This is a genomic window from Paracoccus sp. (in: a-proteobacteria) (genome assembly GCF_046462195.1).
Lineage (GTDB): Bacteria > Pseudomonadota > Alphaproteobacteria > Rhodobacterales > Rhodobacteraceae > Paracoccus.
In genome coordinates this window covers 1-5066 of sequence record NZ_JBKGUN010000264.1, presented here as the reverse complement: position 1 = coordinate 5066, position 5066 = coordinate 1, and the positions used below count along the sequence as shown (strand labels likewise).

Genomic DNA, 5066 nt, shown 5'->3' with positions numbered 1-5066 from the left:
ACAGGAGATCAGCCCCGCGCTGGATCTGGAGGGTCTGCTGGGTGACGGGCGTCTGGCCATGGGCCTTGTCGATTCCGTGCCGGCCGGACAATACGGCAAGGCGGCGCTGACCAACCTGGGCCTGTGGGACGCGGTCGCCGACCGGGTGGCACAGGCCGACAATGTCCGGGCGGCGCTGGCGCTGGTGTCTTCGGGCGAGGCTCCGTTGGGCATCGTCTATGCCACCGATGCCGCCGCCGATCCGTCGGTGCATGTGCTGGGAACCTTTCCCGACGACAGCCACCCGCCCATCGTCTATCCGGTGGCCCTGCTGACCAATGCCGCGGATGAGGCCGATCGCGCGTTTCTGGAAACCCTGAAGGCGCAAGCGGCCCAAACGGTCTTCGAGGCCGAAGGGTTCCTCCTTGCCCGGTGACTGGCTGTCGCCCACGGAGTGGCAGGCGGTCCGGCTCAGCCTCAGGGTGTCGTTCTGGGCGGTGCTGTGCAGCCTGCCATTGGGCATCCTGACCGCCCATGCGCTGGCACGATGGCGCTTTCCGGGGCGGCAGGTGCTGAACATGCTGGTGCACCTGCCCCTGATCCTGCCGCCGGTCGTGACGGGCTATCTTCTGCTGCTGGTGTTCGGGCGCAGGGGCGCGGTCGGGCAATGGCTGGACCAGTGGTTCGGCCTCGTCTTCGCCTTCCGCTGGACCGGGGCGGCGCTGGCGGCGGCGATCATGGCCTTTCCGCTGATGGTTCGCGCCATCCGCCTGTCGATCGAGGCCGTCGACCCCCGGCTGGAGCAGGCGGCCCATACCTTGGGCGCCTCGCGGCCGCTGGTGTTCCTGACGGTCACCCTGCCGCTGATCCTGCCCGGCATCCTGGCCGGTGCCATCTTGGCTTTCGCCAAGGCGATGGGAGAGTTCGGCGCCACCATCACCTTCGTGTCGAACATTCCCGGCCAAACGCAAACCCTGCCTTCGGCTATCTATACCCAGTTGCAGATCCCCGGAGGCGAGGCGCAGGCCGGACGGCTGGTCGTGGTCGCGATCGTCGTATCGATGGGGGCGTTGCTGATCTCGGAATGGCTGGGCCGGGCGGCGGCGCGGCGGGTGGGCGGATGAGCCTCTCGGTCCGCCTGCGCCACCGTTTTGCGGCCTTTGCGCTGGATGTCGATTTTGACGCGCTCGCGGGGGTGACCGCGCTGTTCGGGCCATCAGGCGCGGGCAAGACCACGCTGATCAATGCCGTGGCCGGCCTGCTCCGCCCCGCCAAGGGCCGGATCGAGGCAGGAGGCGCGGTTCTGTTCGACGACCGGGCGGGCATCGACCTGCCTCCGCATCGCCGCGGCGTCGGCTATGTCTTTCAGGACGCGCGGCTGTTTCCCCATCTGACCGTGCGCCAGAACCTGCTGTTCGGGCGGCGGTTCGCCCGCGGGAGGGGCAAGGGTGGCGCGGACCTGACCGACATCGCCGCCCTTCTGGGCATCGAGGCGCTGCTGTCCCGCCGCCCCGCCGCCCTGTCGGGCGGAGAGGCGCAGCGGGTGGCCCTTGGTCGCGCGCTGCTGTCGCGGCCACGCCTGCTGCTGCTGGACGAGCCGCTGGCGGCCCTGGACGAGGCACGCAAGGCCGAGATCCTGCCCTATCTGGAACGTTTGCGCGACATCGGGGGGTTGCCGATCCTTTACGTCAGCCATTCGGCTGCCGAAACCCGCCGCCTTGCGACCACGGTGATCCGGCTGGAGGCAGGCCGCGTTACCGCAATGGGCCCCGCGCAGCGCGTGCTGGGCGAGGATGCGCCGGGCGTCGCGCTTGAGGCCCGGCTGGTCAAAGCCCGTGACGGCATTGCGCATCTGGACAGCAGCATCGGGCCGCTGCGCCTGTGCTGCGCTTCCGGCACGCCGACGCTGCGCCTGTGGGTCGGGGCCGACAATGTGATGATCGCCACCGTCCCGCCCCAAGGGTTGTTGGCGCAAAACGTCCTGCCGGCCCGCGTGATCGGACCGGACGCCGATCCGACAGTGTTGCGGCTGGCCGTGGCGCAGGGGCATCTGCTGGCACGTCTGCCCCGGGGCAGCGCGCCCCCGCCGCCGGGCAGTCCTGTTTATGCCATCCTGACGGCCGACCCGCAGCCGATGTGACCGTGCACGATCAGACCGCAGCGGCATCCTCTCGCCGAAAGCCCCCTGAGGCCGCCATCAGCTGTCGCGTGTAGTCCGCCGTGCCCGCACCGCGGCGCAGGGCATCGACCGACATGACCTCGACGATGCGGCCCTGCTGCATCACGGCCAGCCGGTCGCACATGTGGCCCACCACTGCGAGGTCATGGCTGACCATCAGATAGGTCAGCCCATGTTCGGCACGCAGGTCCGCCAGCAGGTTCAGGATCTCGGCCTGGACGCTGACGTCCAGCGCGCTGGTCGGCTCGTCCAGCAGCAGCAGGCGCGGTTCCGCCGCCAGCGCCCGCGCGATGGCCACGCGCTGGCGCTGGCCACCCGACAGCTGGTGCGGGTAACGGAAGCGGAAGCCGCGCCCCAGCCCGACATCGTCCAGCAACCGGACAATGCGCTGGTCGATCCGGTCCATGCCCTGGAGGCGCAACGTTTCCGCCAGAACGGCATCGACCGAGTGGCGCGGGTGCAGGCTGGCATACGGGTCCTGGAAGACCATCTGCACGGTCTTGAAAAAGGCGCGGTCGCGGCGGTCGGTGGAAAGGGCGCGGCCATCGACCTCGATCCGGCCCGACCAGCTGGGGATCAGCCCGGCGATGGCGCGCAGGATCGTGGATTTGCCCGATCCCGATTCACCGACGAGGCCGAAGCTTTCCCCCTGCGCCACCTGAAACGCCGCCCCCTTGACGGCGTCCACACGATCGGGGTGATGACCGAACCAGACATCGAGGGTGTCCGCCGTCAGCATGGCATGGGTCACGATCACAGCCCTCCGGGCAATTCGGTGTCGGCGCGCGGGGCCAGCAGGTCGCCGTCGCGCCAGCTGTCCTGACGCTCCAGCACGGACAGGCGGTTCACGGGTGCATCCAGCCGCGGCAGGCTGTTCAGCAAACCACGCGTGTAAGGGTGCTGCGCCTGATGCAGATCGCGGGCGGGCAGCGTCTCGACGATGCGCCCTGCATACATGATCAGCACGCGGTCACAGAACTGCGCCACCAGGTTCAGGTCGTGGCTGATGAAGATCAGCCCCATGCCCCGGTCGCGCACCAGCCGGTCCATGATGTTCAGAACCTCGGTCCGGACCGAAACATCCAGCGCACTGGTCGGTTCGTCCGCGATCAGGATCTGCGGGTCGGGGGCCAGCATCATGGCGATCATGATGCGCTGGCCCATGCCGCCCGACACCTCGTGCGGATAAGCGTTCATCACACGCTCGGGGTCGCGGATCTGGACGGCCCGCAGCATCTCCAGCGCCTTGTGCCGCGCCTGTTCGCGCGGGGCGTTGGCGTGCAGGCGGTACGCCTCGATGATCTGCTGGCCCACGGTCATGACGGGGTTCAAACTGAACTTGGGGTCCTGCATGACCATGCTGATGCGCCCGCCGCGGATCTTGCGCATCTGCCGGTCGGGCAGGTTCAGGATCGACCGGCCTTCCAGCGTCATGGCGCTGGCCTGCACCGTGCCGGGCGGGCGCACGAGGCCCAGGATCGCACGGCCCGTCATCGACTTGCCGCTGCCTGATTCCCCCACCACGCCCAGACGCTCGCGGCCCAGGTCAAAGCTGATCCCGCGCACAGCTTGAAAGCTGCCCTGCCGGGTGGGAAAGGTCACCGATAGGTCGCGGACGGACAGAAGGGGGGGCTGGGTCATGACTTGTCTCCCTTGGGGTCCAGCACGTCGCGCAGGCCGTCACCCAGCAGGTTGAAGGCCATCGAGACGGTGAAGATCGCCAGCCCCGGCATCGCGGCCACCCACCAGAAGTCGAGGATATAGGCGCGCCCGTCCGAGATCATGGCCCCCCATTCCGGCATCGGCGGCTGTGCCCCCAGGCCCAGAAAGCCCAGTCCCGCCGCCGACAGGATGATCCCCGCCATGTCCAGCGCCACCCGCACGATCAGCGAACTGACGCAAAGCGGCCAGATGTGACCGATCAACAGGCGCAACCGCCCTGCCCCCTGCAGGCGCGCGGCGGCGATGAAATCGGCGTTGCGGATGGTCAGCGTTTCGGCCCGCGCCAGGCGCGCGTAGGGCGGCCAGGCGGTCAGCGCCAGCGCCAGCACGGCATTGCCGATGCTGGGCCCCAGCGCCGCGACAAAGGCCAGCGCCAGGATCAGCTTGGGGAAGGCCAGGAAGATGTCGGTGATGCGCATCAGGACCTGATCGACCCAGCCGCCGGCAAAGCCCGCCACCGTGCCGATGAACAGGCCGATGACCGGCGCGATCAGCGCGACGGTGCCGACGATGAACAGCGTGATCCGCGATCCGTGGATCAGCCGCGACAGGATATCGCGGCCGAGCGCATCCGTGCCCAGCCAATGTTCGGTGGAAGGGGGCTGAAGGCGGATGGCCAGGTTCTGGGCGAAGGGGCTCTGTGGCGCGATCCAGGGGGCCAGGATCGCCATGCCGATCAGCAGGACCAAGATGATCAGTCCCAGCATCGCCAGCTTGTTGGCGCGAAAGGTCAGCCAGCCTTGGTACAAGGCCCCGAGCCGCGCCTGACGGCGGGTCTGGGGCGCGTCCGACAGCAGCCAGTCGCGGCGGGTTTGCAGCACGCTCATTTCGACCTCGGGTCCAGCAGGCGATAAAGGATGTCGCTGAAAAGGTTCAGCACCACGAAGCAGACGCCGACCACGACCGTGCCGCCCAGGACCGCGTTCATGTCGCCCGACAGCAGCGCACGGGTGATGTACTGGCCCAGGCCCGGCCAGCTGAAGATGATCTCGGTCAGGACGGACCCTTCCAGAAGCGAGCCGAAGGACAGCGCGATGACCGTCACCAGCGGGATGGCGATGTTGCGGAAGGCGTGGCGCCAGATGACCGCGCGCTCGGACATGCCCTTGACACGGGCGGTGGTGATGTATTCGGCCGACAGCTGTTCCAGCATGAAGCTGCGGGTCATGCGGCTGATATAGGCGAG

General features: G+C 68.4%; 7 protein-coding genes. 3 read left to right on the top strand and 4 right to left on the bottom strand.

The window, feature by feature from the left end:
- From modA to modC, 3 genes are all read left to right on the top strand, one after another.
- The coding region (gene modA / locus ACLHHB_RS16035; protein ID WP_410219281.1) for a molybdate ABC transporter substrate-binding protein at nucleotides 1-415 on the top strand (415 nt) is incomplete at its 5' end.
- Nucleotides 405-1103 (top strand): molybdate ABC transporter permease subunit, encoded by a 699-nt coding sequence (modB, locus tag ACLHHB_RS16030; RefSeq protein ID WP_410219280.1) that lies wholly within the window; start codon nucleotides 405-407, stop codon nucleotides 1101-1103. The genes modA and modB, both read left to right, overlap by 11 nt.
- Nucleotides 1100-2119, top strand: coding sequence for a molybdenum ABC transporter ATP-binding protein (gene modC / locus ACLHHB_RS16025; RefSeq protein ID WP_410219279.1), 1020 nt, complete (start codon nucleotides 1100-1102; stop codon nucleotides 2117-2119). The genes modB and modC overlap by 4 nt, the downstream gene beginning before the upstream one ends.
- 10 nt (nucleotides 2120-2129) lie before the next feature.
- Here the strand turns inward: modC and ACLHHB_RS16020 are convergent, their stop codons facing one another.
- The 4 genes from ACLHHB_RS16020 to ACLHHB_RS16005 all read right to left on the bottom strand — a co-directional run.
- Nucleotides 2130-2897, bottom strand: a complete 768-nt coding sequence (locus tag ACLHHB_RS16020) for an ABC transporter ATP-binding protein (RefSeq protein WP_410219282.1) — start codon at nucleotides 2895-2897, stop codon at nucleotides 2130-2132.
- 14 nt (nucleotides 2898-2911) lie between these two features.
- Complete coding sequence (locus ACLHHB_RS16015) at nucleotides 2912-3799, bottom strand: ABC transporter ATP-binding protein (protein ID WP_410219278.1); 888 nt, start codon at nucleotides 3797-3799, stop codon at nucleotides 2912-2914.
- A complete protein-coding gene (gene nikC / locus ACLHHB_RS16010) occupies nucleotides 3796-4707 on the bottom strand; it encodes a nickel transporter permease (RefSeq protein WP_410219277.1) in 912 nt (303 codons plus the stop codon). Before nikC ends, ACLHHB_RS16015 begins: the two co-directional genes overlap by 4 nt.
- Nucleotides 4704-5066: ABC transporter permease (locus ACLHHB_RS16005; protein ID WP_410219276.1), on the bottom strand; the 363-nt coding region annotated here is incomplete at its 5' end. The genes nikC and ACLHHB_RS16005, both read right to left, overlap by 4 nt.

Bases quoted from the DNA above. Each gene is read 5' to 3' on its own strand.
- modC (WP_410219279.1), top strand. From the start codon at position 1,100: ATGAGCCTCTCGGTCCGCCTGCGCCACCGTTTTGCGGCCTTTGCGCTG.
- ACLHHB_RS16020 (WP_410219282.1), bottom strand. From the start codon at position 2,897: ATGCTGACGGCGGACACCCTCGATGTCTGGTTCGGTCATCACCCCGAT.
- ACLHHB_RS16015 (WP_410219278.1), bottom strand. From the start codon at position 3,799: ATGACCCAGCCCCCCCTTCTGTCCGTCCGCGACCTATCGGTGACCTTT.
- nikC (WP_410219277.1), bottom strand. From the start codon at position 4,707: ATGAGCGTGCTGCAAACCCGCCGCGACTGGCTGCTGTCGGACGCGCCC.